1 protein-coding gene is annotated in these 1,901 nt (G+C 60.4%); it reads right to left on the bottom strand.

Going from position 1 to position 1,901, the window contains the following annotated elements; all coding sequences use genetic code 11:
- The coding region (gene lon / locus AB4Z11_RS30535) for an endopeptidase La (protein ID WP_442029767.1) at positions 1 to 1,901 on the bottom strand (1,901 nt) is incomplete at both ends.

Raw genomic sequence — 1,901 nt, 5'->3', positions numbered from 1 at the left:
ATCCAGCGCACCGGCACGATTTCCAGCTTGTTCTTCACATTGTCCGGAATCTCGGCCAGGTCCTTCACGTTCTGCTCGGGAATCAGAACGGTCTTGATGCCGCCGCGATGCGCTGCCAGCAGCTTCTCTTTCAGACCGCCGATCGGCAGCACTTCGCCGCGCAGCGTGATCTCGCCGGTCATGGCGACGTCCGCACGGACCGGGATGCCCGTGAAGGTCGACACCATGGCAGTCGTCATCGCGATACCGGCCGAAGGTCCATCTTTAGGCGTAGCGCCTTCCGGCACGTGGATGTGAATATCCTGCTTCTCGAACGCTTCGGTTTTGATGCCGAGGCGCGAAGCGCGGCTACGCACTACGGTACGCGCTGCTTCGATGGACTCCTTCATCACATCGCCCAGCGTACCGGTACGGATCACATTGCCCTTGCCCGGCATGTTCACGGACTCGATGGTCAGCAGATCGCCGCCCACTTCGGTCCATGCCAGGCCGACCACCTGGCCGATCTGATTGGTCTTCTCGGCCACGCCAAAGTCGTAGCGGCGCACGCCCAGGAACTTGTCCAGGTTTTTCGGCGTCACAGCGACCTTCTTGTCGGACTTCTTCAGCAGCAGCATCTTCACGACTTTGCGGCAGATCTTGGCCACTTCACGTTCCAGCGAACGCACGCCGGCTTCGCGGGTGTAATAGCGAATCGCGTCGCGCACGGCCGCTTCGCTGATGCTGATCTCGCCTTCCTTCAGACCGTTGTTCTTGATCTGTTTCGGCAGCAGATAACGCAGCGCGATATTGGCCTTCTCGTCTTCCGTGTAGCCGGACAGGCGGATCACTTCCATACGATCCAGCAGCGCCGGCGGGATGTTGTAGCTGTTCGACGTCGCCACGAACATCACGTCGCTCAGATCGAAGTCCACTTCAATGTAGTGGTCCGAGAACGTGTGGTTCTGTTCGGGGTCCAGCACTTCCAGCAGGGCCGACGACGGATCGCCGCGGAAGTCCGCGCCCATCTTGTCGATCTCGTCCAGCAGGAACAGCGGGTTGCGCACGCCAACCTTCGACAGCGACTGCAGCACCTTGCCCGGCATGGAGCCGATATAGGTACGGCGGTGACCGCGGATCTCGGCCTCATCGCGCACACCACCCAGCGCCATCCGCACGTACTTGCGGTTGGTGGCCTTGGCGATGGACTGGCCCAGCGAGGTCTTACCCACGCCTGGAGGACCAACGAAGCACAGGATCGGTGCTTTCAGCTTGTCCACGCGCTGCTGCACCGCGAGGTATTCCAGAATGCGTTCCTTGATCTTCTCAAGGCCATAGTGGTCGGCTTCCAGGATGCGCTCGGCATTGGCCAGATCGTTGTTGACCTTGGACTTTTTCTTCCAGGGCAGCGACACCAGCGTATCGATGTAGTTGCGCACCACGGTGGCTTCGGCCGACATCGGCGACATCAACTTCAGCTTCTTCAGCTCGGCCTGGGCCTTTTCCAGCGCTTCCTTCGGCATCTTGGCGGCGGCTACCTTCTTCTCGAGTTCGTCGAGATCGGCGCCCTCTTCGCCTTCGCCCAGTTCCTTCTGGATGGCTTTGACCTGTTCGTTCAGGTAGTACTCGCGCTGCGACTTCTCCATCTGGCGCTTGACGCGGCCACGGATGCGCTTTTCGACCTGCAGGATATCCAGCTCGCCTTCCAGCTGGCCGAGCAGATGCTCCAGGCGCTTGGCGACGTTGAAGATTTCCAGGATGACCTGTTTCTGTTCGAGCTTGAGCGGCAGGTGCGCTGCCACGGTGTCGGCCAGACGGCCGGCATCGTCGATGCCCGACAGGGATGCGAGGATTTCTGGCGGGATCTTCTTGTTCAGTTTGACGTACTGGTCGAACTGCTGAACGATCGCACGGCGCATGGC

The sequence above is a fragment of the Pseudoduganella sp. RAF53_2 genome, from assembly GCF_052113985.1.
Taxonomy (GTDB): domain Bacteria; phylum Pseudomonadota; class Gammaproteobacteria; order Burkholderiales; family Burkholderiaceae_D; genus Rugamonas.
This window is presented reverse-complemented; position numbering and strand designations above follow the sequence as displayed.